The following is a 24,333-nucleotide window of genomic DNA, read 5'->3' on the forward strand; positions in this document are numbered from 1 at the left end:
AGCATGAGCGAGCGCGAACGGGGCGCGCCGGGTCATGGCGGCACCGACGCGCTCAAACAGGCGCTGACCGAACACGCCGCACCCGAGCGGCTGGTGGTGGCCCGCGGCCTGTTCGCCGGCCCGAGCCCAAAGGTGCCCGACGAACTGTACGCGCAGGTGGTGAAGGGTAAGGCCCGTCGCGAACGTCACGCGCTGCACCTCGAGCACGGCGCGACCGTCGACACCAACACCTACTTCGGGCGGCTGCCCGCCGCCTACTTCCAGCGCTGGACCACCGTCACCGAGGTCCAGCTGAAGCTGCTGTTCGACACGTCCAGCCCGGCGCGGCTGCTGCTGCGTGCCTCGGATGCGCACGGCAACCCTCGGACGGTCGCGAGCACCGAGGTGGCCGGCACCGGCACTGCGGTGCTGTCTGCTCGCCTCAACGAGTACCTCGACGGCGGTGCGCTGTGGATGGAATGCACGGCCGTCGGTGGGCCGCTGACGATCACCGACCTGGAGTGGACCGTGCCCGCTCCGCCGTCGATCCGACCGACCGCGATCGCGATCTGCACGTTCAACCGGGCCGACGAATGCGCGGCCACGGTCGCGGCGATCGCCGGGGACAAGACGCTGCTGGCCGGGATCGACGCGGTGTATGTGACCGACCAGGGCACCGACGCCGTCGCGAGCCGGCCGCTGTTCAACGACGCCGCCGCGCAGCTCGGCGACAAGCTGGTGTATCTGCGTCAGCCGAATCTTGGTGGGGCAGGCGGGTTTACCCGCGGCCTCTACGAGGTGTCCAGCATCGCCGACCACGCCAACGTCATCTTGATGGACGACGACATCCTGTGCGAACCCGAATCGGTGTTGCGGCTCAACGCTTTTGCGAACCTGACCCCGACGCCCACCTGCGTGGGTGCGCAGATGCTGTTGCTGAAGGATCCGCGAAAGCTGCTCACCAGTGCCGAAGAGACGGACCTGGTGAAGATCCGCTCGGGCCGCTGGGTGCCGAACTCGCTGCACTTTTCCGACATGGTCAAACATCAGCAGGAAAAGCGGGTGGACGCCGAGTACAACGCCTGGTGGTCGTGTCTGATCCCGTCGGAGGTGATCACGGCGATCGGCCTTCCGATCCCGTTCTTCTTCCAATGGGACGACATCGAATACGGCTTGCGCGCTCTGGCTAACGGCTTCCCCACCGTGACACTGCCCAACGCCGGCGTGTGGCACGCGGACTTCCACTGGAAGGACCGCGACGACTTCACCCGCTACTTCCAGGTGCGCAACGCGTTGATCACTTATGCGCTGCACAGCAACATCGACGCGCCGACCACCGCGCGATGGCTGGCGCGGGAGATCACCGAACATCTGGTGTCCATGCAATATGGGTTGGCGCACACGGTGATTCGAGGGATCGAAGACTTCCTTGCCGGACCGGAGATCCTGCGCGACGGCGGGGCGGCCGCGTTGGCGCGAATCCGTCAGGAGCGTTCGGAGTACCCCGAGACCGTGATGCATCCGGCGGCCAAGATCACCGAACTCACCGGCGCTGTGCCTCGGGTGCGCCCGCGCGGCTACCTGCCACGCAAGGACAGGCTGAACCTGGTGCTGGCCAAGCGTGCGGTGTACCAGTGGCTGGGGCGCACCATCCCCGGGCCCGTCGCTGTCACGTCCGACGACAACACGTGGTGGCACACATCGCTGTTCGACCACGTCGTGGTCACCGACGCCTCCCAGGCCGGGGTGCGAATTCGTCGGCGCGACAAGCGAAAACTGGTGAAGCTCACCCGGCGGGCAGCCAAGGCGCTGCGGCGATTCCGCACACAAGCACCGACGGTGCAGGAGCAGTACCGGGCAGCGCTGCCGGAGTTGATCAGTCGCGAGAACTGGTCGCGTCTGTTCAGCAGCTGACCGCTCGCTAATGCAGGCGGACGACCACCTGCTCGTTGTTGCCGGTGTAGGCGAGGTATTCGAATGTGCGCCCGGTGCGGGCGATGAACTCGTCGAATGCCCGGTATTCGTGGTGTTGCCAGCCCGGGTAGTTGAAGTACTCGTCGAACAGCAGCACTGCGTCGGGGGCAAGCCGGTCACCAACGAGGTCGAGCACGGTCTTGGTCGACGAGTACAGGTCGGCGTCCAGATGCAGGAATGCGACGGGTTCGTCGTGCTCGGCGAGAAACGGCGGCAGCGACTCTTCGAACAGCCCGGTCACCAGCGTGGCGCCCCGGATCTGTTTAGGCGGCTCTTGCGCGAATTCGCCTGCGGTGAAACCGGTTCGCCACGTCTCGGGCAGCCCTTCGAAGCTGTCGAAGCCGAACACCGCACGGTCGCGGCTCACCGTGTCGGCGATGATGGTGAGCGTGGTGCCGGTAGCCACGCCGAACTCGAGCGCCAAGCCGGGGCCCTTGATCTCGTTGAGCGCGAACCGCAGTGTGTCGTGGGGATGCCAGAACACCGCGGCCTTGGGCATGTGCTCGAACACGAACGCGGCGGTCTCGTCGGTCACCCGTAGATCCTCGGCGTACCAGATGTCGCGCCGGGCACGGAATTCCAGTTCGTTCTGGCGGCGGATCACCTCGTCGATGCGGTCCGCGACGGCACCGAGGCGGGCATCGACGTCGTCGAGATGACGGTCGACGCGCTCGATCGCGGCGAGGACGTCGGCAGTCAGATCTTGTGCAGACTGCTGCGTGTGCGCACGTTCGTCGCCGAGCTTCTCGCTGACGACCTCGGCCACCGCTCGTTGCAGCTTCTCCCGAGCCGCGGTCTTGAGCCGGTCGAGCATGCCCATGCCTTTGACCTTAACGGTGCGACTACGGTCTTCTGTCAATGGAAGGTGCCGCCGAACTCGTTCCTGTGCTGCCGGCTCACCGTTTCGACGAGGCCGCGCTGTCACGCTACCTGCGTTCCCGGTTGCCGGGTTTCGACGGTGAGGTGCAAGTTCGGCAGTTCCAGGGCGGCCAGAGCAACCCCACGTATCACCTGCACACCTCTGCGGGCGATTTCGTGCTGCGCAAGAAGCCGCCGGGCAAGCTGCTGCCACGGGCCCATGAGGTGGAGCGCGAATACCGCGTCATGTCGGCGCTGGCCGACACCGAGGTGCCGGTGCCGCGCATGCGGTTGCTGTGCGAGGACGAAAGCGTCATTGGCACAACGTTTTTCGTGATGGACTACGTCGCAGGGCGGATCTTCCCCGATCGGGTGTTGCGTGAAGGCACACCCGAACATCGCGCGGCGGTGTACGACGATCTGGCGCGGGTGCTCGCGGCACTGCACCGGGTCGACTGGCGCGCCGTCGGATTGGACGGTTTTGGCAAGCCGCAGGGCTACATGCAACGCCAAGTGGCGCTGTGGACCAGACAGTGGGAGGCCGCCCGGGTCGAAGAGATGCCGGCGATGGACAACTTGGCGCGATGGCTGTCGCAGCATCTGCCTTCCGACGACGGACCCGCGTGCATTGCCCACGGCGACTACCGGCTGGGCAACGTGCTGCTTGATCCGACGCAGCCGCGGGTGGTCGCGGTGCTGGACTGGGAGCTCGCCACGATCGGCCATCCGCTGGCGGACCTCGGTTACACATGCCTGACCTATCACCTGCCCGCCGAACAGGGCGGCCGCAACGGCGTGGCCGGTGAGGATCTGTCCGGCACCGGCATTCCGACTCAGCAGGAGTTTGTCGAAAGCTACTGCCGGTATGCCGGCCGCGAGGTGCCGGCCTCGCTCGACGTGTTCATCGTGTTCTCGCTGTTCCGGCTCGCGTCGATCGTGGCGGGCGTGTGGCGGCGCGGTTTGGACGGCAACGCCGCCGACGCGCGCGCCGGCACGTCGGAGTTTCGTGATCGCTACCGCGCGCTCGCGCAGAAGGGTTGGGAGCTGGCCCGGCAGCTGCCGTCGTCGGGCTAGCCGCTGGCTCGTGGCCACGCCAAACGCGGCGTGCATCGAATCCTGTCCTACGGCGCGGATAATGTCTGGGTATGGGGGAGCGCCCGACGATCTCCGCGACGGTCGTCAAGTTGATGTGGTGCTGTCTGCTGGCCGGCGTGCTGGCAGCAGGCGTGATGTTTCCGTTGGCCGGCAGTATCGGGCTGCTGTCCAACCGGGCGTCCGACGTGGTGGCCGGCGGGTCGGCGCAGCTGATCGAGGGCGAGATTCCGCAGGTGTCGACGATGGTCGACACGGCCGGCAACACGATCGCGTGGATCTACAGCCAGCGCCGCTTCGAGGTGCCGACCGAGCAGATCGCCGACACGATGAAGCTGGCCATCGTCTCGATCGAAGACAAGCGGTTCCCCGAGCACAGCGGCGTGGACTGGCAGGGCACGCTGACCGGTCTGCACGGGTACCTGTCGGGCGACATCGACGCCCGCGGCGGATCGACAATCGAGCAGCAGTTGGTGAAGAACTATCAGCTGCTGGTGACTGCCCAGACCGACGCCGAGCGCCGAGCGGCAGTGGAGATCACCCCGGCCCGGAAGCTGCGCGAGATCAGGATGGCGCTGACGCTCGACAAGACGCTGTCCAAGCCTGAGATCCTCACCCGCTACCTAAATTTGGTGTCGTTCGGCAACGGCGCGTACGGCGTGCAGGACGCGGCGCAGACGTACTTCGGGGTCAACGCTTCGCAGCTGAACTGGCAGCAAGCCGCGCTGCTGGCCGGCATGGTGAAGTCGACGAGCACGCTTGATCCCTACCTCAACCCCGACGGGGCGCTGCAACGTCGAAACCTGGTGCTGGACACCATGATTCAGAACTTCCCGGCTCAGGCGGACGCGTTGCGCGCGGCGAAGGCGCAGCCACTGGGTGTGCTGCCACGGCCGAAGCAGCTGCCGGGTGGCTGCATCGCGGCCGGCGACCGCGCGTTCTTCTGTGACTATGTCTTGGAGTACCTGGCCAGGGCCGGTATCAGCCGCGAGCAGGTGGCGCGCGGCGGTTATCTGATCCGCACCTCGCTGGATCCCAAAGTGCAGGCGTCGGTGAAACAGGCGGTCGACAACGTCGCACGCCCGACGCTCGACGGGGTGGCGAACGTGATGAGCGTGATCCGGCCCGGCAAGAATTCGCATCAGGTCATGGCGATGGCCAGCAACCGGACGTACGGGCTGAACGTCGACGCGGACGAGACCATGCAGCCGCAGCCGTTCTCGCTCGTCGGCGACGGCGCTGGGTCGATCTACAAGATCTTCACCACTGCGGCCGCGATGGAAATGGGCATGGGGATCAACACCCAGCTGGACGTGCCGAGCTTCTTCCAGGCCAAGGGGCTCGGCAGCAGCGATACGCCGGGATGTCCGCGGGAGACCTGGTGTGTGCGCAACGCCGGGCGCTACCGCGGTTCGATGAACGTGACCGAGGCGTTGGCCACCTCACCGAACACCGCGTTCGCCAAGTTGATCCAGCAGGTGGGAGTGCCGCGGGCCGTCGACATGGCGGTCCGGCTCGGGATGCGGTCCTACGCCACTCCGGGAACAGCGCGGGCCTATGACCCGCAGAGCAACCAGAGCTTGGCCGACTTCATCAAGGAACGCAACATGGGCTCGTTCACACTGGGTCCGTTCCAGCTCAACGCGCTGGAGCTGTCCAATGTGGCGGCGACGCTGGCGTCGGGTGGGGTGTGGTGTCCGCCCAGCCCGATCGACAAGATCGTCGACCGCCACGGCAAAGAGGTGCCGTTGACCGCTCAGCCGTGCGAGCAGGTGGTGCCCGAGGGATTGGCCAACACGCTCGCCAATGCGCTGAGCCGCGACGACCAGCCCGGCGGCACCGCGGCGGGGTCGGCCGGGTCCGTCGGCTGGACGCTGCCGATGTCGGGCAAGACCGGCACCACCGAGTCGCACCGGTCGTCGGGATTCGTCGGCTTCACCAACCACTACGCGGCGGCCGTGTACATCTTCGACGACTCCAACGTGCCGTCGGGCATCTGTTCCTTTCCGCTGCGCAAGTGCTATGGCGGCGACCTGTACGGGGGCAGCGAGCCGGCGCGGACATGGTTCGAGGCGATGAAGCCGATCGCCAACGATTTCGGCGAGGTGAAGCTGCCGCCGACCGACCCCCGCTACGTCGACGGCGCGCCGGGCGGCCGAGTGCCGCCGGTGTCGGGATTGAATCTGGATGCGGCACGCCAGCGGCTGAAGGATGCGGGTTTCCAGGTGGCCGACCAGCCGACGCAGGTGAACAGCTACGCCGCGTACGGCGCGGTCGTCGGCACCACACCGAGCGGTCAGACGATCCCGGGGTCCGTCGTCACGATCAACATCAGCAACGGGGTCGCGCCGGCTCCGCCGCCTGTGGAGCGGGCGCCTGAACGCCCACCGGTGGAGGCGCCGGAAGGGCCGCCGCCTCCATCGCCGGATCAGGCGGTCGTCGAGATCCCGGGCCTGCCGCCGATCAATCTTCCCGTGCTCGAGCCGCCCGCCCCGCCGCCTGCCGAGCCGCCACCGCAGTAGGCCGCCTGGGCGTCGGCTGTCTCCCCCGTCGGCGACGATCTTTGCCCCAAAGTGAACCGATCACTTGCCGCCGTCGTGCAACGAGAGGAGGCCAAGTCGAGCTAGGGGGCCGGCCATGCGCAGATCAATCCGTGCGCTCGTTCGGATCAGCACCGGAACCGCAACCGCTTTCGCCCTGACCGCCGCGGCGATACCGGCGGAAACTCATGCTTCGCCGATGGCGCGGTCGGACGTCAAACTGTCCGCTGCCGTCACGGCGCAACCGGTCCTGCCGCCGGGCGCGCTGATCAATCAATTCTTGGTCAACCAGGTCGAAAACTGCTCACTGATCTGCCCGTTCATTGTCCAAGGCCTCGTGCAAGTGCCCGCCAACTTCGCGGTCCTTCCCCTGACCCTGGCGAGGCTGCTCGCGGCCGGTGAGCCGTTCCTGCAGACTGCCGCGCTCAGCGACGCGACCGTGAGCGGGCCGCTCAATGACGCGGTCACCGGCATCATCACGAATGATCTCGAGAAGGTGCTGCCTCGCGCACAGAACGCGCTCGAGGTCGCGGTCGTCGGCCTCATCGACATCGGAACCACCGCTGTCACGAACCCGGGGAATCTTCTGCCGGCACTCAACGCGGCCCGAACCGGGCTGTTCAATGCACTGCGCCAGCCGCCAGGGACGATGCCGCCTCCACCGGTGCACAACTCGTTGGAAGCCGCAGCGGTCCGAGTGATCGAGATCGCGTCGGCATTGACGTTCCAAGCACCCGAGCGGTTGATACTCGGGGCCACTCAAGCAGCAGACGCGTTCTTCAGCACCCTGGGCGACACCGGCGACATCGGGGTGACGCTGTCGGCGGTGGGCGCCTCTGTGTCGAGGACGGTCAGTGACTCGATCGGGTTCGTCCAGCATGCGTTCACCGAACCCATCCCGATCACACCGGCGACAGTCTCGGCACGCAGTGGGACCGCCAACAGGGTGGCAAGCAACCAGACGCCGTTCACCGGCATGACTCGCACCCATACTTCGGCCACGACGCTGCAGCCGAGCAGGGTGGTCCGGGGCGACGACGCTGCACAGGCACCGTCTCTTGTCGCGGCACGACCAGTGATGCGCTCCAGCGCCAGCGCCGGTAAGCACGCCGACTGGACGGCGACCGATCGCACCAAGCCCGTCGGCTCAGTCCGCAAACACGATCAGGCCACGGGCCAAGCCGTTACAGCGCCGCACAACAACAGGCACCAGACGAAGAAGCCGTCGTCGCACTGACACGGTGGTCTTCGGGTCGCCGGATGTCGCAAATTTTTTTGGCGGTGGCGGAGGGATTTGAACCCTCGGACGGGGGTTACCCGTCACACGCTTTCGAGGCGTGCTCCTTAGGCCGCTCGGACACGCCACCGCGGGTCAGCTTACCGGCCGACCGCGGGCTCGTTCCAATCGCTTGGCGCAAGCGACCGTGTTTTTTGGTGCGCGAGGCACTCCTCATCGGCCCTTAGGCTCGTTCATGAAAACAACTGCTCATGAAGGGGGCGACGATGAAGGTTGAGCCTGAGCTCCTGCACGCCGGCGCCAATGCGACCCATTCCGCCGCGAATCGGATCGCCTTGGGCGCCGATGAACTCGCGACAGTGTCCGTTCCCCGGGGCATGTTCGGTGACTTCGACGCGGCGCTGGCATACCACAGCAAAATTCAGGCGCACCACTCCAAGCACGTCTCGCTGATGCGTCGGCACAACCAATTGTTGACGGACATCGGCGCGAAGGCACAGGCAGCCGGACACGATTTCGCCAGAGCTGAAGGAGGCAATACCGGAGCCGTCGCAGCCCTGCGCCACGGCATCAGCTGACCGTGGGCCATGCGGAGGGAGCGCCCGCGCTGAGGTACTTATCTGTCGATGAACTGGTCAGTGGCTCGGGTGGTGACCCGTGGCGGGTAAACGAATCTCTGCAAAAGGGCGAACCGGGGCAGATCGCGGCGCTCGCGGAAGCGTTCTACAAGGCCGGCTGGAGCACCGAAGAGACATCGAACGACTTCGCCGCAGCGAAACGCCGGTTCGACGCGGCATGGGATCGCGATCCCGGTCGGTATCAGATCCATGATTCAGCCGAGGTTCAGCGCGCCACTCAGCAGTTGGACCTGCATCTGCAGCAATTGACGGACATCGGCGTCGACCTGGAAGGAATCGCTGCGGCATTGGCGGAGGCGCAGCAATCCGCCAAACCGGTTATCGGAAACCTCAATGGACTGCTGTTAGGAATCGACGCTCAGATCGCCGCAATTCTGGCCAGCGCCGCGTCATCGAGTGACATCGAGATCCAGCGTGACGATGCCATCCGGGTGACGACCGACGCATTACGTAAGGTTGGGGCCATCCGCGACACCTATTCAACTGCCCTGTGCGATGGCATGAACCAGTTGCGCGGTCTTGATGGCTACGATCCCGGGATCCTCGACGGACTCGACGCCGACGGCAACCGCACCCCTTGGGAAGACGCTCAAGCCGCCGCGCAAACGTACGACCAGACGCAGCGAGCAGCGGATCAGGCTTTGGTCAGCAGAGGAGGTCCAGATACCCAGGACGTGCGCCACGCCGGGGCTCGGCTGCGTGACTATGCGACCGTCAACGATCCCAACGCCAATGGGACGTCACGATTGCTTGCCGGAGAACGTCTCGAGGACTTCAACGTCGTTCGGCGCGGCCAACCCACAGCGGTGGATCCCATCCTCGGTCAAGACGCCTTCACTCGGGCGAAGATGCGCCTGGACTGGCAACGAAACCTGGAACGCGGCTTTCCAGAGATGAATGTTCGCGGTAAGACACCAGACGAGGCGACGTGGTTACTCGACAGTTCCGAACAACAGGCCAAGATCATGGCCACCCGGAAAGTGCTCCAAGAACTGGAGCGACAAGGCATGTCGCCGAGGGGTGCGGTATCAGCGGTGGGTCAACTATCTCGGGGGATCACATGGCAGCAACTGGCGAACGGTGCCGGCACGCTCGCCGGCCCGGCAGGTGAGGGCTTGGAACGGGCCGCTGCCGCGGAGAGCTTCGGACGGCACAATCTCCAAATTTCCTATCCTGCCGATATCGAGGTCATGAAAAGGCTGGGTAAGCGGCTGGGGACAGCGGGCGACCTCATCTCGATCGGGTTGGCGCTCGACGATATCTACAACGGCGCGCCAGCCGGCGAAACGTTGGCCACGACGGCAGGAAGCATTGGCGGCGGCTTGTTAGGCGGCTTCGGACTGGGTGCGGCCGCCGGCACATGGATAGGACCCGAAGGGGCACTCATCGGGGGAATCATCGGCTCGATCGTCGGCGGCATCGCCGGCGAGAAAGGCACGAATGCCGTCTACCAGTGGGCGACCAGTGGTTGATGCCGCGGCGTGGGCCCACGTTCATCAACCCACGTGGTCGAAGACATTGTTGATCGCGGCGTTCGCCGTCTGGGCACTCGCGTTCGTCGCAGACATCGTCGTGCACAGCGTCGACGTGCAGCGTCGGATCTACTGGATCGGGTGGCTCGGCGGCGGTGTGCTGGCTGCCGGTTCGGTGTTCTTCCGCGGCTGGGCGGCCGCGGCCGGAGTGCTGGCTCTCGTGGTGTCCGTCGCGGTTGGCCGTGCCTACGTGTCGACTCCCTACCTGAAGTTCGGGAAGCGAGTGTTTTCCCTGCGATCCAGCTACCAACAGCCTCCGCCGCCGAGCCCGCCGCCGCCGGACGCGTACAGCGACATCTCGGCAGCGAAATTCTGGTGGATTGTGGCGATACTGATGGTTTTCCTCGGCGTCACCGTAGCAAACCTCGGATTCGCTACGGCCGCAGGGCTTTTGGCGCTTCTGATGGCGCTCGCCGCTCTGGGATGCGGTGCCGACGACGCGCGGCGACGGCTTCCTGTCGTCCGCCAGCAGTACGTGCAGGCGGGGATCGCCTCCCTCGCCTCGATACCGCTTTATGGCGTGCCGCCGGTGATGTACGCCATCGGTTACGTCATCGGCCAACGGATGCCGCCGCCAGGCGGTCGGCACGCCGCCGGGCGCGTCACCGCTGCCGAGCGAAGAACTCCTCCAGCACCGCCGCACACTCCTCCGCCAGCACCCCGCCGCGGACCTGCGGGCGGTGCGTGAGCCGCCGATCCCGCACCACGTCCCACAGCGATCCGACCGCCCCCGTCTTGGGCTCCCATGCCCCGAACACCAGCCGCGCCACCCGCGCCATCACCAGCGCCCCTGCGCACATGGTGCACGGCTCGACCGTCACCGCCAGCGTCGCGCCTTCGAGTCGCCACCCGTCACCCAGCACTCGCGCCGCCGCCCGCAGCGCCAAGATCTCCGCGTGGGCAGTGGGGTCGCCCAAAGCCTCGCGCGCATTGGCGGCCCGTGCCAGCTCGATGCCGTCGGCGCTGAACACCGCCGCCCCCACCGGAACGTCGCGGGGCCCCGCGCTCGCTGCAGCTTGCAGGGCGACGCCTATCAAGTCCTCGTCACTGGGCACCATCAGTTCGGGTGCGAAATCACCGATTCAATCGATCGAGCGCTGCCGAGAACTCGTCGGTGAAGCCCATGCGGGCGGCAATCATCCCCAGCTGCTCGTCGGCGTACAGGTCGGTGTCGGACAGGATCACCCCGAGGACCGCCTCGGGCAGGCCCACGTCCGACAGCACGCCGAGGTCGCCCTCCTCGAACGGCTCGTTCGGGTCCAGTTCGTCGTAGTCGATGTCGGCGTCGAGCTTCTCCAGCGCCTCCGCGGCAATGTCGTAGTCCAGCGCGGCGGTCGCGTCGGACAGGAACAGCCGCGTGCCCGACGGCGCGGGCCGCACGATGACGAAAAACTCGTCGTCGATATTGAGCAAACCGAAAACCGCACCGGCACTGCGTAATTCGCGCAACTCAGTCTCAGCGGCGGCGAGGCTGGTCAATGCCCTGGACCGCATCGGCGCGCACCGCCACTGGCCGTTCTCTCGGACCACCGCCAGCGCGAAGCCTTCGGGGATTTCCCGGGTCTGCTCCTTCGCCGGTCGACGCTGTGGTCCCATGGCCGCATACGGTAGTCCCCGACCACGCGCCTTGACCACTATTGGCAGCAGACGCCCTCAACCGGATGTGCCAACCTTGAACACGTGACCACGACACCCGTCTGCGTGCTGGGCATGGGCCTGATCGGCGGGTCGATCATGCGGGCAGCGGCAAAGGCCGGCCGCGAGGTCTTCGGCTACAACCGCTCCGTCGAGGCTGTCACCGCCGCCCGGTTCGACGGCTTCGACGCCACGCACCACCTCGACGAAGCACTGCACCGCGCCGCCGATGCCAACGCCCTAATCGTGTTGGCCGTTCCCGCCCCTGCGCTGTCCATCCTGCTCCCATACGTCAGGGACATGGCCCCCGACAATCCACTCACCGACGTCACCAGCGTCAAAGTGGCTGTGCTGCAAGAAATTCAGAGATTCGGGTTGCAGACGCGGTTCGTCGGCGGACACCCGATGGCTGGCACCACCCACTCCGGCTGGTCGGCGGGAAACGCCCGCCTGTTCGTCGGCGCGCCATGGGTGGTGGCCGTCGACGACCACGTCGACCCACACTGCTGGACGACGGTCACCGAGCTCGCCCTGGATTGCGGCTCGGTGGTGGTGCCTGCCAGGTCCGACGAGCACGACGCAGCCGCGGCCGCGATTTCGCATCTTCCCCACATCGTCGCCGAGGCCGTTGCGATCACCGCCGGCGAAGTACCCCTGGCGTTCGCGCTGGCGGCCGGGTCGTTTCGGGACGTGACCAGGGTGGCGGCCACCACGCCGGAACTCGTCCGCGCGATGTGCGAGACCAACGCCGAGCAGCTGCTGCCGGTGCTCGACCGGACGATCGAGCTGATGACGCGCGCCCGCACGGTACTGGCCCAACACGGTTCGGTCGCCGAGCTGGTCGACGACGGCCACGCCGCCCGCATGCGCTACGACGGCTTCTCCCGCTACGAGATCGCCGGAATCGTCGTGGGCGAGGAACGCTGGCGTGAGGAACTGGCCGCCCTCGGCAGGGCCGGCGGCGTGATCAGATCCGTGCCGCCAGTCCGGGATAGTCCAGAATGAAGCCGTGGTCGTCGACGGTGACCTTGGTCTGAGCCACCGGTGAATGCAGCTTGATCCCATCGGCTTCGCTGCTGTAGGAAATCGAGGCCGGCTTCACCTCGAAGTCGGGCAGCATCACGTACACCACAGGAACTGTCACCGACTCTCGACGCTTGTACACCCCAGTTCGGCGAATGGGCAGCGTGTTGAAGAACGGGCTGAACACCACGTCGACGTCGAGAGCGCCGTCGAATGCGCCTCGCGACAGGCCTTGGTTGTTGGTGATCGACCACATGTTCTCGTCGTCACGCGCAATGGAGAGATGGCGGTCGCGTTCAGGCAGGGTCAGACTCATCGACAGCCGCTTGGTAGCACCGCCTTCGTCGGTGACCAGATCGTAGGACGCGCTGAACGGGGGATGCGCGTCGGTGGGGCCGGCCACGATACGGCCGTATGCCTTGATTCTGTTGCCGGACAGGTGAACTCGCGCCGACTCCATGCGCGCGACGTCATAGGCGCGCCATGTCATGATCGTCGGCCAGGGACTCGATGTCGGGTCGGACGGGCTCGCGCTCACCTCTCTACGGTAAGCGACGGAGTGCTCACTGCGCCCGCGGTCCCTGATGTGGTTTGCGGCGTTGTGACGGACGCTACATCGTCGACGAGCCGAGCCGGCATTCGTCGGAGCCGACCCGTGCCCGGCACGGAAACCCACACCGCGAATGCCAGCAGCGCGTCGAGAATCAGCGCCAGCGCAGTCACCATGAGCGCCCCCACCAACGCGATGTAGAACTGGCGCACCTTGATGCCGTCGATCAAGTAGCGGCCCAGTCCGCCCAGGCTGGCGTACGCCGCGACCGTGGCCGTCGCCACCACTTGAAGCACCGCGGTGCGCAGGCCGCCGAGGATCAGCGGCAGTGCGTTCGGAAGCTCCACCCGCAGCAGCACCCGCAACTCCGTCATGCCCATCGCCCGCGCGGCATCGACCACCGCCGGGTCGACGTTCCCGATCCCGGCGTAAGTGCCGGCCAGTAGCGGCGGAATGCCCAGCAGCATCAACGCCACCGTCGGTGGCACCAGCCCGAGCCCCCACAGCAGCACACCCAGCAGCAGTACACCCAGCGTCGGCAGCGCACGCAGCGCGTTCACCGCGGTGACCACCACCAACGTGCCGCGGCCGGTATGGCCCACCGCCATGCCGATCGGCACCGCGATCACCACCGACACGGCGACCGCTACCGCTGTGTACTGCAGATGCTCGCCGGTGCGGGCCAGCAGCCCGGCGCTGCCGCCCCAATTGGCGGCGGTGAAGATGTAGGACAGCGCTTGCTGCAGGAAGTTCATCGGGCACCCATCCGTTGCGCGCGCACCCACGGCGTCGCCAGCCGTCCGGCCACCAGGATCGCTGTGTCGACGACGATCGCGAGCACGAAAATCGCGATGATGCCGGCGATGATCTGGTCGCTCTTGTCGGCCTGATATCCCTCGGTGAACCAGGTGCCCAGCCCGCCGATGCCGATCACCGAGCCCACGGACACCATCGAGATGTTGGTCACGGCGACCACTCGAAGGCTCGCGACGAGCACCGGAATGGCCAGCGGCAGTTCGACTTTGACCATCCGCAGAAGCGGGCGGTAGCCGACGGCCGTAGCGGCGTCGACAACGTGAGCGGGCACCGCGTCGAGCGCCTCGGGCACCGCGCGTACCAGAAGCGCGATCGTGTACAGCGTCAGCGCGACGATCACGTTGGCCTCGTCGAGAATTCGTGTCGGGATGATCAGCGGCAGCACCACGAACAGCGCCAGCGACGGGATCGTGAACACGATGCTCGCACTCATCGTGGTGAGCCGCCGCAGCAGACGTGTCCGTTGCACGAACGCCCCCAGCGGCACCGCGATCACAAGCCCCAGCAGCACGGGGATCAGCGACAGACGCAGATGGACCAGTGTGAGCGCCCAGCCGTCGTCGAGGTGGTTCAGTAGGTAGCGCATCAGCGGTTCCGCTGTTCGTCGAGCGCGGCGAGCACGTCGTCGGCGCGCACGCCGCCGATCACCTTGCCGGCGTCGTCGACCGCGACACCGACCCCCGCCGGCGATGACAGCGCCGCGTCGAGCGCCTGACGCAGCGTGCCGTTGGGACGAAACAGCGAGCCGGCTGCGACCAGCCCGTCGGCGTTGCGCCATCCGACCGGCGCCCCGTCGGAGTCGGTCACCAGCTCCCAATCGCCGACGCGCCGGATTTCATGCAACCGCAGACCGGAGGCGTGGAAGAACTGCAACCTGCGGTAGCCGCGGTCGGCGCCGACGAAACTCGCGACGAACTCGTCGGCCGGGTTGGCCAGCAGCTGCGCGGGCTCGGCGTACTGCGCAAGCACGCCGCCCGGGCCGAACACCGCGACCTTGTCGCCGATCTTCACGGCCTCGTCGATGTCATGGGTGACGAAGACCACCGTCTTGCGCAATTCGCTTTGCAGCCGCAGCATTTCGGCTTGCAGCTCTTCGCGGACCACCGGGTCGACGGCGGAGAACGGCTCGTCCATCAACAGGATCGGCGGGTCGGCGGCCAGCGCACGCGCCACCCCCACGCGCTGCTGCTGACCACCGGACAATTGCGCGGGATAGCGGTCGGCCAGTTTCGGGTCGAGACCCACGCGCGCCATCACCTCCAGCGCGGCCTTGCGTGCGCTGCGGCGCGACTGTCCGCGCAGCACCGGAACGGTCGCCACGTTGTCGATCACCCGCTGATGCGGCATCAGCCCGGCGCTTTGGATCACATAGCCGATCCCGAGCCGGAGCTTGACCGGGTCCACGCTGGTGACGTCGGCGCCGTCGACGGTGAGCCTGCCCGAGGTGGGCTCGATCATCCGGTTGATCATCCGCATCGAGGTCGTCTTGCCGCAGCCGGACGGGCCGACGAAGACCGCCAAGGTGCCGGCGGGCACGTCGAGGGTCAGGTTGTCCACCGCGACGGTGCCGTCGGGGTAGGTCTTGCTGACAGCGTCGAAGGTGATCATCTCGGTTTGTCGAAGCCGTTGTCTTGCAACCACTTTCGGGCCGCATCGTCCGGGTCGACGCCCGCGTTGCCCGATACGGCGGTGTTGAGATTGATCAGATCCTCAGTGGTGAGCTTGGCCGAGACCGCGTCGAGCACCGTCTTGAGCCGATCGGACATCTTCTGCGAGTTCACCAGCGGAACGACGTTGGCGGCCAGGAAGTTGTTCTTCGGATCCTCGAGCACCACAAGGTCGTTTTGGGGGATGGCCGGCGACGTACTGAAAAGATCGGCGGCGGTGACAGTGCCGTTGACCAACGCCTTGACGGTCGCCGGGCCGCCTCCGTCGCTGATCGCCACGAAGTTGCCGGGGCTGATGTCCAGTCCGTACTTCGCCTTGAGGCCCGGCAATCCTTCGGTGCGATTGAGGAATTCCGACGGCGCCCCGAATTTCACCTCCGCCGAGTGGGCGGCGAGGTCGCCGATGGTCTTGAGGTTCCACTTGGTCCCGGTGCCGCGGGTGACGGTCACGGTGTCGGTGTCATTCGCCGGTGACGGCGTGAGGACAGACAGGTCGCCGGGCAGCACCTTCAGCAGCGCGAGGACCACGGCGTCGGCACTCGTGGCTGTCGTCTTGGGATCGAAATACTGCAGTAGGTTGCCGGTGTATTCCGGGATCAGGTCGATCGAATGGTCCTTGACCGCAGGGATGTACGTCTCGCGGCTGCCGATGCCGAACTGACGGCGAACGTTGAAATCGTTGGCCTGTAAGGCCTGCGCGTAAATCTCGGCCACGATCTTGGACTCGGGGAAATCGGCCGACCCCACGGCGATCGACTTGAGGTCGCCCGACACCGGACCGCCCCCGAGCGGGTTGGCGCTTCCGCAGCCGGCCATCAACACCGCCCCGGCGACGAGTGCCGACAAACGCCGTCGAGCTCGGACCATGGCATTCCTCTCGGCAGGCGCCGTCTGATGGACCGAACCATAACGCGCCAGAGGTTTGATTCTCCCTCGGAACGGGTGAAGATGAAGTATGACCAGCGATCCTCGGGTGCCCCCCGAACCGCCCGAGCCGCCGCCCGTCGTGCCCGCTCACACCACGGCCGGCAGCAGCGACGCTCTTTCACCCTCGGCCACGCCACCGCAATCAGCGGTGAAGTTCACCAGGACAGCCGCGGCGTGGTGGTCCCTTATCGTGGGGCTGCTCATCCTCGTTCTGCTGCTGATCTTCATCGGCCAGAACACCGACTCGACGACGATTCACTTCTTCGGCTGGAGTTGGAACACACCGGTGGCGCTGGCGATCCTGGTGTCCGCGGTCTGCGGCGCCGGCATCACCGTGCTGACGGGTGCCGCGCGCATGTTTCAGCTACGGCGCGCTGCGAAACGGAACCTGCGCGGTGGCCGCCGCTGACTGACCGAAGGCGCCGTTGCCCGCACCCGCCAGGTATGCGTAGGTGACCGAAAACATCTGCAGCGCTTGACTTACCTGCACGTCGAGTTGACCGACGGATGATCCGTCGACCGCCCCGGGTGACGTTTGCATGCGTCACTGAACCGCTGTTGACCACTCCTCCGCTGCACGAGCGTGCGCTGCCGTTTGGCATGGACCGGCGTGTCGACGTGCAGACGCGCACGGTGGCGGCGGTAAGGAAACGGAACCCATCCGCGTGAGCGGTCGCTCCGAATGGCTTTGCGACCACGGTCACCGACGGCACCCGCCGTCACACACGAAGGAGTGATGATGCGGCACCCTCAATACAGAACCCTTGCGCTGGCAGGATTTTCCGTTGTCGCGGTGGTTGGCCTGTCGGCCTGTTCGAACGACAGCAGCACATCGGCGGCGCCGACGAGCACCAGCATGGCCACTGCGCCGGCGGCCTCCAGCTTGGTCGGGCCGGGATGCGCCGGTTATGCGCAACAGGTTCCGACCGGCCCGGGCTCCGTCGAGGGTATGGCCCAAGACCCCGTGGCGGTCGCGGCGTCGAACAATCCCATGCTCACCACGCTGACTGCTGCGCTGTCGGGCAAGCTCAACCCGAACGTGAACCTGGTGGAGACCCTGAACAACGGTCAGTACACCGTGTTCGCGCCCACCGATGACGCGTTCAAGAAGCTGCCGCAGTCGACCATCGATTCGCTGAAGACCGACTCAGACACGCTGACCAAGATCCTCACGTACCACGTGGTGGCCGGCCAGGCGGCGCCCGACAAGGTCGTGGGAACCCACAAGACGCTGCAGGGAGCGACGGTGACTGTCACCGGCTCCGGCGACAACATCAAGGTCAACGATGCCAGCCTGGTCTGCGGTGGCGTGAAGACGGCGAACGCAACCGTCTACATGATCGACACGGTGTTGATGCCGCCGGCTGCGTGACTGCTATCGACTCTGCGCTGAGAGCGTGAAAAGCCAAGCGGCTCAAGCTCTCAGCGCAGAGTCAATTCTTGATCTCGCGCAGGCCGGCGGTGATCAGCGGCGCGACGACGTCGTTGTCCCAGTCGGGCGGGCCGCCGCCGGCGGCCAACCGGTCGCGGAAATCCACTCCCGCGGCGATGATCGCCAACTTGAAGTACGCCAGCGCCAGATAAAACGACCAATGCGTGAGCTCGCGGCCGGAGATCATTGAATAGCGTTGCGCCAGCGCGTCAGCCGACGGCAACAACTCTGACGTCCACGCCGCGTTCATCTTCACGATCGCATCCATCGCGGGATCGCGGTAGATACACATCAACGCGACGTCGCTGAGCGGATCGCCGAGCGTGGACATTTCCCAGTCCACCACCGCGCGTACCACCGACGCGTCCTGTTTGTCGAGAATCGTATTGTCGATGCGGTAGTCACCGTGCACGATCGACGCCCCGCTCTCCGCCGGAACCGCTTGCGCCAGCAGAGAATGCAGCCGCTGCACGTCGGCATCCCGCGGGTCGTCCTGCTCGCGCACGTACTGCCACTGACCGCCCCAGCGCTTGACCTGACGAGCCAAATAGCCTTCGGGACGGCCGAAGTCGCCCAGCCCCACTTCGCCCGGGTCGACGGCATGCAGATTCGCGAGCACCTGCACCAGACCAGTCACGCAGCCGTCGATGACATCACGGCCACCGAGGGCTTGCAGCTCGTCGCGCGTGCGCACGATGCGACCGTCGACGTACTCGACCATCGCAAATGGAGCGCCGAGCACGGACTCGTCCTCGCACAACGCGACCGCCTTGGCCACCGGCACACCCGTGCCGGCCAGCGCCGCCACCACCCGGTACTCGCGGGCCATGTCATGCGCGGACGGTGTCAGACCATGCAGCGGCGGTCGGCGCAGCACCCACTCAGATGCATCGTCACGCACGTCGAACGTCAGGTTGGACCGCCCGCCGGAGATCAACGACGCACGCAGCTCTCCGTGGCGGGGAACGCCGACGCCGTGCAGATAGCGGTCGAGCGCAGCGAGGTCGAGTCCAGCGAGGCTGTCGGTGGTCACCGACTGTGTATATCGGGTCAGCGAGAGTTGCGTGGCAGCAGGTCCCACACGTGCTCGGTGCAGTTGACTTCGGCGACGGTGAAGTCACCTCGACGGGAGTAGCGCAGCCGCGTGACGGAGGCGTAGTCGATGGGAAAGAGCAGGAGGGGTTGCGTGCCGAGGATGTGGTGCAGGATCACGTTGATCACCCCGCCATGGCTGAACAACGCCACGGTGTCGTCGTGGTCGGCGTGGGCGACGACGTGGTCTATCGCGGCGACCACTCGCTTGACGAACGCTTCTTCGTCGACGCCGCTGGGCAGATGCCCGCTGGCCAGCCGCTGCCACTCCTCGGGGAACTCTTCGCGGATCTGCTCGATCGGGACGTAATGTGCCATGTCGCGGTCATATTCGGCGAGGCGGTCGTCGATCTCGACGTCCAGGCCGAGCGCGTCGGCGACGGGCGCGGCGGTCTGCACCGCCCGCCGTTGGGGGCTGCTGAGCACCCGCGTGATCGGGTGGCGGCTCAGCGCTTTCGGCAGCCGGCGCGCCTGTTCCACACCGACATCGGAGAGTTCGGGATCCGCGCCCTCACCCGGCTCGCTGCGAAGGGGCAGCGCATGCCGGATCAACAGCAATTGCACGCGTGCCACCATAGAGGGCGTGCCCGGGTATGCCGACGACCTGTTCGACCTCACCGACCGTGTGGTGCTGGTCACCGGTGGCAGCCGGGGGTTGGGCCGCGAGATGGCGTTCGCGGCGGCGCGCTGCGGCGCCGACGTAGTGGTCGCCAGCCGCAACTTCGACAGCTGCCAAGCCACCGCCGCCGAAATCACCCAGGAGACCGGCCGGGCAGCGATGCCCTACGCCGTGCACGTGGGGCGGTGGGGTCAACTCGACGGGCTGGTCGACGCGGTGTACAAGCGGTTCGGCAGGGTCGACGTGTTGGTGAACAACGCCGGTATGTCCCCGCTGTACGAGTCGCTGACATCGGTGACGGAAAAGCTGTTCGACGCGGTGATGAACCTGAATCTCAAAGGGCCATTTCGCTTGTCGGCGCTCATCGGCGAACGCATGGTCGCCGCCGGGCGTGGTTCGATCGTCAACGTCAGCACGGTGGGATCGCTGCGGCCGGGCCCAGACATCGTCCCCTATGCGGCGTCGAAGGCCGGGCTGAACGCCGTGACCGAGGCGCTGGCCAAAGCGTTTGCGCCCGTAGTACGGGTGAACACGTTGATGCCCGGGCCGTTTCTGACCGACATCAGCAAGGCGTGGAACCTGGATGAGGCGACCGGGAACCCGTTCGGGCACCTGTCGCTGCAGCGCGCCGGGCAGCCGCACGAAATCATCGGTGCTGCTTTGTATTTGATGTCCGACGCGTCGAGCTTCACCACCGGCTCGATCGTGCGGGTGGACGGCGGCATCCCGTAACACCGCGACGCTGCGTTCAGTGTGGGGCGGGCATCGGGAACGAACCTGCGCCTTGCTCGCTACCTGGGATGACGGGCAGGACCACATAGGACGGATGCGCAGCGTCATGCAGGATCGTCTGCCTTGCCGTCCGCATGTCGGTGTCCTGCCCGAAAGGCTTGCCGGTGTTGGGGTTTGGCGCGAACTGCGGGTAATCGCTGCTGGAGACCTCGAGACCGATCCGATCGCCGGCACGGAACAGATAACTCGTGGGCCACACCGCGATCGTGTACTCATACGGCTGGCCGGGTGTGATCGGCTGTGCAGCGGCCAGCGAGTCACGGAATGCGGCGCGCAGGATGCCGTTGTTGAGGTTGATCACTTGCCCGTCGGGCTTGACGACGGTCACTTTCGCGGTGAAGTCGGTGTCGGTTGCCGTCGACACCGCCCACAGGTGCACGTCGATCGGGCCGGTGACTTCGGTGTCGGCGGTCAACGGTGCGCTGTCGTACACGAGGACGTCGGACCGCTGCTCGACCGGAGTCTGATCGTACGGACCTTGCTGAGACTTGCGGGCATCGCAGCACGAATGCCCGCCGAGGCTGGGCGCCGGGACCGCTGGATCGTAGGTGTAAACGTCGGCCTGCTCCGCGGCTGCGGGCACTTCGGTGCCCAATTTGCCTGTGCGCTCGGCGAATTCGCCGTGGCCGGACAGGTAGTAACGTGTCCAGCGCGTCTGCGGAAGCGGCCATCCTGGCGCCGACTTCCAGCGGTTGGCTCCCATCAGGAAGTAGTCCACTCTCGGGCTGACTGCCACGCCGTTGTCGACGCCCTTGAGGAAGTGGTCGAACCACGCCAACATCAGTTCGTTGATAGGGCTGTCGCCCACGGCGCCAATGTCTTTCAGCAACGCCGGCGCCGGTGAATCGGTGCGCCCCCAATCCAGATGATCCCACGGGCCGATCACCAACCGCTGGTTGCTGCGCGCGTGAGGTGTGGCGCCGTGGGCGACCATGCCGGTGAAGTTGTCCAATCCTCCGGACAGAAATGCGTCGTACCAGCCCTCGACATCGAGCACGGGAACCTTGACTGCCGCATAGCGATCCCGGATGCTCCAGCGCGTCCAGTAGTCGTCGCGGGTCGAGTGCCGGATCCAGTCGAAGTACCACGGTGCAACGGCGGGGTCGCCCGGGTGCAACACGGGTAAGTCCTTGTACGGCCGGAAGCTCAGCCACCGCGTCACCTCCCCCGCTGCCGCCCTCAACTCGGCGGCCGTGGCCGAGTCATGGCGATTGTCCGCCGCGGTGGTCGCGATCGACGTCATCGCCCACGGCAGCACGAACCCGAGCCGGAATTCGCCACCTTCGTACATCCAGCCGTCGTAGTAATCCGCTGCGGTGTTGGCCGGCACGATCGTCACCAGATGCGGCGGGGCGGTGACGGCTGCGAGCCACTGCGTCGCACCGACATACGACGACCCGTACATCGCGACCTTGCCGTCGGCGCCGGGCAGCGCGGCTGCCCATTCCACAGAGTCGTAGCCGTCGGCCATGTCGGGCCCGAACTCACTGAACGTGCCCTCTGAGGAGCCTTGCCCGCGAACGTCCTGCACCGCAACGAGATAGCAGTGCGACGCGAACCAGTCCGGCGGCTCGTAGCGTGACGGGCTGGTCTGCGCGCCGGACTTGCCGTACTGGGTGCGCATCAGGATCACCGGCACAGAGTCTGCGGTCCTGGGCCGGTAGACGTCGGCGCGCAGGATCGTGCCGTCGCGCATGCGTGCCGGCACGTCGGTCTGCTTGCTCACCGCACAAGGCCCGCGCCCGGGCTGCCGCGGCGGCTGCGGGCTTTCGCTGCACGCGACCAACAGCACGACAAGTGCGATGGCAAGCACAGCATGAGCGGCCGTTGCGAGACGGCGCATCCGGTCGCTAGTTTTCGTCAGCGATCTGATCGCGGCTTTCGTGCAGTCCCGGTGCGTCCGGGTCTGTGCCCTGCTGATCGTGCTGCGCCTGCCACTCCCGTTGGCTCTCCGTCGCTTTCCGGGCGTCCTTCGGCGTGGCAGGCGGGTCGTTCTGCTGATCCATGACGGAAGCTCTCCTTGGTCTGGCGCATCGTTACGGCGTGACGATGTCGAAGTTGGGATTCGGCTTGTCCAGGACACCGGCCAGGGAGGCCAGCGCGTCACTGTCCCCGCTGACGTCGATGCCGGGCGACGTCCGGTCGCCTGCCGCGTAGGTCAACAGCCGCATCTTGTCATCCAACCGCACGGTCGCGTCGGCGGTGGACCGGTCCCCCGGTCGCTTGCGGTACACCAGGACACCGTTGTGCAGCGTGACGCGGTAGTTGACATCCAGATCGGCGAACGTCACGTCGAAGGTCAGGTCGAGCGTCCATGCGCGCGGGCCGTTGACGCTGATCGCCAAGATGTCGAACATCTGCTCCGGCGTGAGTTGGGCAAGCATTGTCGGCGACGCGAGCTGGGTTGCCGTGCCGAAGTTGCCCTGACGCAGTTCTGTCGCACCGGAGAGGAAGAAGTTGCGCCAGGTCGCGTTCTCGGCGCCGTAAGCGAGTTGCTCGAGGGTGTCCGCGTAGAGCTGGCGTGCGTTCTGGTGGTCCGGCTCGGTGAAGACGGCATGGTCGAGTAACGTTGCGGCCCAGCGGAAGTCACCGTCGTCGAACGCCTTTCGTGCAATCTCCACGACCTGGTCGACGCCGCCGAGGGCCGCGACGTACCTTCTTGCCAGTTCTTCGGGTGGGTGCGGCCACAACCGGGCCGGATTTCCGTCGAACCAGCCCATGTACCGCTGATAGATCGCCTTGACGTTATGGCTCACCGAGCCGTAGTAGCCGCGGACGTGCCACGCGGTGTCAAGCGCCGGCGGCAACTGAAACTGTTCGGCGATCTCAGCGCCGGTGTATCCCTGATTCAGCAGCCGCAGCGTCTGGTCGTGCAGGTAGGCGTACATGTCGCGCTGCGTCGACAAGAACTGGACGACGCGGCCACGGCCCCAGGTGGGCCAGTGATGGGAGGCGAACACGACCTCGGCGTCATCGGCGTAGCGGTCGATCGCTTCGGTCAGATACCCCGACCACACGTGCGGGTCGCGCACCAGTGCGCCCCGCAGCGTCAACAGATTGTGCAAGTTGTGCGTGGCGTTCTCGGCGATACACAAGGCGCGGTAGCGAGGGAAGTAGAAGTGCATTTCGGCAGGCGCCTCGGTGCCCGGCGCCATCTGGAATTCGATTTCGACACCGTCGATGGTGTGCTTCTCACCCGTTTCGGTGATGACAACGGTCGGCACGATCAACGCGACCTCACCGGTGGAAGTGTTCTGCCCAAGACCCGTTCCCACCTGACCCTGCGGACCCCGCGCCAGCAGTGTGCCGTACATGTAGGTGGCGCGCCGGGTCATGGCGGTGCCGGCGTAGATGTTCTCTTGCACCGCGTGCTCGGTAAACCCTTCGGGCGCAAGGACACTGACTTTCCCGGCGTCGACGTCTTGTTGGTTGGTGACGCCCAGCACGCCGCCGAAATGGTCGCCGTGGCTGTGGGTGTAGATGACCGCCACGACCGGCCGGTCGCCGCCGCGGTGTTCGCGGTACAGGCTCGTCGCCGCCGCGGCGACCTCGGTCGAAATCAGCGGGTCGATGACAATGACGCCGTTGTCGGTTTCGACGAACGTGATGTTCGAGATGTCGAAGCCGCGCACTTGATAGATGCCGTCGACCACTTCGTACAGGCCTTGCTTGGCGGTCAGCTTCGACTGGCGCCACAAGCTGGGATGTACCGACGTGGGGGCGTCGCCGGTGAGGAAGGCGTAGGCGTCGTTGTCCCACACCACCCTCCCGTCGGCCGCCGTGATCACACACGGTTGCAGCGTCGCGATGAGCCCGCGATCTGCGTCGTCGAAATCGGTGGTGTCGTCCAATGGCAGTGAGCCGAGGTGATCCTTGTGCGCGCGTTCGATCGTCGGGGTGGGCGGCTTGGTGGTCATGGCCCCGACAGTG

The 24,333-nt window shown here is 66.2% G+C and carries 24 protein-coding genes and 1 tRNA gene; 11 read left to right on the forward strand and 14 right to left on the reverse strand.

The window, feature by feature from the left end; all coding sequences use genetic code 11:
- Positions 1-3 precede the first annotated feature (3 nt).
- Positions 4-1,893, forward strand: coding sequence for a glycosyltransferase (locus tag AC5Y4N_RS04510; protein WP_499910765.1), 1,890 nt, complete (start codon positions 4-6; stop codon positions 1,891-1,893).
- A 7-nt stretch (positions 1,894-1,900) separates the two neighbouring features.
- On the opposite strand, the gene AC5Y4N_RS04515 is transcribed toward AC5Y4N_RS04510, so the two are convergent.
- Positions 1,901-2,767, reverse strand: coding sequence for a class I SAM-dependent methyltransferase (locus AC5Y4N_RS04515; RefSeq protein WP_499911038.1), 867 nt, complete (start codon positions 2,765-2,767; stop codon positions 1,901-1,903).
- A gap of 44 nt (positions 2,768-2,811) precedes the next feature.
- Here AC5Y4N_RS04515 and AC5Y4N_RS04520 point away from each other — a divergent pair, with 44 nt between their 5' ends.
- The 3 genes from AC5Y4N_RS04520 (at position 2,812) to AC5Y4N_RS04530 (ending at position 7,680) form a co-directional block, all read left to right on the forward strand.
- Positions 2,812-3,885, forward strand: a complete 1,074-nt coding sequence (locus AC5Y4N_RS04520; RefSeq protein WP_499910767.1) for a phosphotransferase family protein — start codon at positions 2,812-2,814, stop codon at positions 3,883-3,885.
- 71 nt (positions 3,886-3,956) lie between these two features.
- Positions 3,957-6,425, forward strand: a complete 2,469-nt coding sequence (gene ponA2, locus AC5Y4N_RS04525) for a transglycosylase/D,D-transpeptidase PonA2 (RefSeq protein WP_499910769.1) — start codon at positions 3,957-3,959, stop codon at positions 6,423-6,425.
- Between the two features lie 217 nt (positions 6,426-6,642).
- Positions 6,643-7,680 (forward strand): hypothetical protein, encoded by a 1,038-nt coding sequence (locus AC5Y4N_RS04530; RefSeq protein ID WP_499910771.1) that lies wholly within the window; start codon positions 6,643-6,645, stop codon positions 7,678-7,680.
- 39 nt (positions 7,681-7,719) lie between these two features.
- Here AC5Y4N_RS04530 and AC5Y4N_RS04535 read toward each other — a convergent pair.
- Positions 7,720-7,810, reverse strand: a tRNA-Ser gene (locus tag AC5Y4N_RS04535).
- A 136-nt stretch (positions 7,811-7,946) separates the two neighbouring features.
- On the opposite strand from AC5Y4N_RS04535, the gene AC5Y4N_RS04540 reads away from it, so the two are divergent.
- From AC5Y4N_RS04540 to AC5Y4N_RS04550, 3 genes are read left to right on the forward strand one after another with little or no spacing between them, the layout of a single operon-like run.
- Positions 7,947-8,258: a DUF2563 family protein gene (locus AC5Y4N_RS04540; RefSeq protein WP_499910773.1), complete on the forward strand. Its 312-nt coding sequence runs from the start codon at positions 7,947-7,949 to the stop codon at positions 8,256-8,258.
- Positions 8,259-8,260: 2 nt separating this feature from the next.
- A complete protein-coding gene (locus AC5Y4N_RS04545; protein WP_499910776.1) occupies positions 8,261-9,790 on the forward strand; it encodes a putative alpha/beta hydrolase in 1,530 nt (509 codons plus the stop codon).
- Positions 9,783-10,538: a hypothetical protein gene (locus AC5Y4N_RS04550; RefSeq protein ID WP_499910779.1), complete on the forward strand. Its 756-nt coding sequence runs from the start codon at positions 9,783-9,785 to the stop codon at positions 10,536-10,538. The genes AC5Y4N_RS04545 and AC5Y4N_RS04550 overlap by 8 nt, the downstream gene beginning before the upstream one ends.
- On the opposite strand, the gene AC5Y4N_RS04555 is transcribed toward AC5Y4N_RS04550, so the two are convergent.
- On the reverse strand, positions 10,453-10,905 hold the full coding sequence (locus AC5Y4N_RS04555; RefSeq protein ID WP_499910781.1) for a nucleoside deaminase: 453 nt from the start codon (positions 10,903-10,905) through the stop codon (positions 10,453-10,455). The two genes, AC5Y4N_RS04550 and AC5Y4N_RS04555, sit on opposite strands and share 86 nt — an antisense overlap.
- A 19-nt stretch (positions 10,906-10,924) precedes the next feature.
- The gene (locus AC5Y4N_RS04560) at positions 10,925-11,446 is read right to left on the reverse strand and encodes a tRNA adenosine deaminase-associated protein (protein WP_499910784.1); all 522 of its coding nucleotides are present in this window, start codon (positions 11,444-11,446) and stop codon (positions 10,925-10,927) included.
- 84 nt (positions 11,447-11,530) lie between these two features.
- Between AC5Y4N_RS04560 and AC5Y4N_RS04565 the strand changes: the two genes are divergently transcribed.
- Positions 11,531-12,490 carry a prephenate dehydrogenase gene (locus AC5Y4N_RS04565; RefSeq protein ID WP_499910786.1) on the forward strand — a complete coding sequence of 320 codons (960 nt, stop codon included), beginning with the start codon at positions 11,531-11,533 and terminating at the stop codon, positions 12,488-12,490.
- On the opposite strand, the gene AC5Y4N_RS04570 is transcribed toward AC5Y4N_RS04565, so the two are convergent.
- From AC5Y4N_RS04570 to AC5Y4N_RS04590, 5 genes are read right to left on the reverse strand one after another with little or no spacing between them, the layout of a single operon-like run.
- Positions 12,453-12,998 (reverse strand): putative glycolipid-binding domain-containing protein, encoded by a 546-nt coding sequence (locus AC5Y4N_RS04570; RefSeq protein WP_499911040.1) that lies wholly within the window; start codon positions 12,996-12,998, stop codon positions 12,453-12,455. The genes AC5Y4N_RS04565 and AC5Y4N_RS04570 overlap by 38 nt on opposite strands.
- 44 nt (positions 12,999-13,042) lie before the next feature.
- On the reverse strand, positions 13,043-13,813 hold the full coding sequence (locus AC5Y4N_RS04575; protein ID WP_499910788.1) for an ABC transporter permease: 771 nt from the start codon (positions 13,811-13,813) through the stop codon (positions 13,043-13,045).
- Positions 13,810-14,460, reverse strand: coding sequence for an ABC transporter permease (locus AC5Y4N_RS04580; RefSeq protein ID WP_499910790.1), 651 nt, complete (start codon positions 14,458-14,460; stop codon positions 13,810-13,812). The genes AC5Y4N_RS04575 and AC5Y4N_RS04580 overlap by 4 nt, the downstream gene beginning before the upstream one ends.
- Positions 14,460-15,482 carry an ABC transporter ATP-binding protein gene (locus AC5Y4N_RS04585; RefSeq protein ID WP_499910792.1) on the reverse strand — a complete coding sequence of 341 codons (1,023 nt, stop codon included), beginning with the start codon at positions 15,480-15,482 and terminating at the stop codon, positions 14,460-14,462. Before AC5Y4N_RS04585 ends, AC5Y4N_RS04580 begins: the two co-directional genes overlap by 1 nt.
- On the reverse strand, positions 15,479-16,408 hold the full coding sequence (locus AC5Y4N_RS04590) for an ABC transporter substrate-binding protein (protein WP_499910794.1): 930 nt from the start codon (positions 16,406-16,408) through the stop codon (positions 15,479-15,481). The genes AC5Y4N_RS04585 and AC5Y4N_RS04590 overlap by 4 nt, the downstream gene beginning before the upstream one ends.
- Before the next feature lie 88 nt (positions 16,409-16,496).
- Here AC5Y4N_RS04590 and AC5Y4N_RS04595 point away from each other — a divergent pair, with 88 nt between their 5' ends.
- Both AC5Y4N_RS04595 and AC5Y4N_RS04600 read left to right on the forward strand, forming a co-directional pair.
- On the forward strand, positions 16,497-16,877 hold the full coding sequence (locus AC5Y4N_RS04595) for a LapA family protein (protein ID WP_499910796.1): 381 nt from the start codon (positions 16,497-16,499) through the stop codon (positions 16,875-16,877).
- A gap of 330 nt (positions 16,878-17,207) precedes the next feature.
- A complete protein-coding gene (locus AC5Y4N_RS04600; protein WP_499910799.1) occupies positions 17,208-17,840 on the forward strand; it encodes a fasciclin domain-containing protein in 633 nt (210 codons plus the stop codon).
- Between the two features lie 61 nt (positions 17,841-17,901).
- On the opposite strand, the gene AC5Y4N_RS04605 is transcribed toward AC5Y4N_RS04600, so the two are convergent.
- Together AC5Y4N_RS04605 and AC5Y4N_RS04610 are read right to left on the reverse strand one after the other, a co-directional pair.
- A complete protein-coding gene (locus AC5Y4N_RS04605) occupies positions 17,902-18,933 on the reverse strand; it encodes a phosphotransferase family protein (protein WP_499910803.1) in 1,032 nt (343 codons plus the stop codon).
- A 17-nt stretch (positions 18,934-18,950) separates the two neighbouring features.
- Positions 18,951-19,556, reverse strand: coding sequence for a histidine phosphatase family protein (locus AC5Y4N_RS04610; protein WP_499910807.1), 606 nt, complete (start codon positions 19,554-19,556; stop codon positions 18,951-18,953).
- Between the two features lie 19 nt (positions 19,557-19,575).
- Here AC5Y4N_RS04610 and AC5Y4N_RS04615 point away from each other — a divergent pair, with 19 nt between their 5' ends.
- Positions 19,576-20,343: an SDR family NAD(P)-dependent oxidoreductase gene (locus AC5Y4N_RS04615; protein ID WP_499910810.1), complete on the forward strand. Its 768-nt coding sequence runs from the start codon at positions 19,576-19,578 to the stop codon at positions 20,341-20,343.
- Positions 20,344-20,359: 16 nt separating this feature from the next.
- Here the strand turns inward: AC5Y4N_RS04615 and AC5Y4N_RS04620 are convergent, their stop codons facing one another.
- Genes AC5Y4N_RS04620 through AC5Y4N_RS04630 form a run of 3 tightly spaced genes read right to left on the reverse strand, consistent with a single transcriptional unit; the run spans position 20,360 to position 24,320 of the window.
- Positions 20,360-22,216, reverse strand: coding sequence for a CocE/NonD family hydrolase (locus AC5Y4N_RS04620; RefSeq protein ID WP_499911042.1), 1,857 nt, complete (start codon positions 22,214-22,216; stop codon positions 20,360-20,362).
- A gap of 37 nt (positions 22,217-22,253) precedes the next feature.
- Positions 22,254-22,409, reverse strand: a complete 156-nt coding sequence (locus AC5Y4N_RS04625) for a hypothetical protein (RefSeq protein WP_499910811.1) — start codon at positions 22,407-22,409, stop codon at positions 22,254-22,256.
- A 30-nt stretch (positions 22,410-22,439) separates the two neighbouring features.
- Positions 22,440-24,320 carry an alkyl/aryl-sulfatase gene (locus AC5Y4N_RS04630; protein WP_499910813.1) on the reverse strand — a complete coding sequence of 627 codons (1,881 nt, stop codon included), beginning with the start codon at positions 24,318-24,320 and terminating at the stop codon, positions 22,440-22,442.
- Positions 24,321-24,333: the final 13 nt, after the last annotated feature.

It is taken from the genome of Mycobacterium sp. NGS19 (assembly GCF_059813155.1).